This window comes from Romboutsia sp. 13368, from assembly GCF_018336475.1.
GTDB lineage: Bacteria > Bacillota > Clostridia > Peptostreptococcales > Peptostreptococcaceae > Romboutsia.
The window spans coordinates 1,097,083-1,097,540 of the sequence record NZ_CP048741.1 but is presented as its reverse complement, the minus strand read 5'-3'; the positions used below and the strand labels follow the sequence as shown (position 1 = coordinate 1,097,540).

The 458-nt window shown below is 28.2% G+C and carries 1 protein-coding gene; it reads right to left on the bottom strand.

What is annotated here, in order from left to right; translation table 11 throughout:
- On the bottom strand, window positions 1-458 hold a 458-nt coding region (locus G3997_RS04460; protein WP_296648726.1), incomplete at both ends, for a type I restriction enzyme subunit R domain-containing protein.

Below are 458 nucleotides of genomic sequence, written 5' to 3'. Positions count from 1 at the left end.
AACATCTTTTAATTTTTTAGTTTGTTCCATAAAGATGTTTTTTATTGACTCTATAAATTGAACAAATTCTGCTCCATCTCTAATCAACTCATACCTTACTTTATCACTATCACCAAAGAAAGGCTCATAATCAAACTTATGAAATTCATTTCTTAGTATTTCTAATATATCTAGTGCTATTATTTTAGCTTCTTCATTTTCTTGTATCTTGTCTTGGTCTCTTGTAGTATAAGTTTTAAGTGCATCAAATAATTCTTTTTTAAGACCTATATAATCAACTACTAATCCTCCACTTTTACCAGGATATACTCTATTTACACGAGCTATTGCCTGCATTAAATTRTGAGCTTTCATAGGCTTATCTATATACATAGTATCAAGTGAAGGAACATCAAATCCTGTTARCCACATATCAACTACTATAACTATYTTAAACTCACTWTCTAAATCTCTAAATT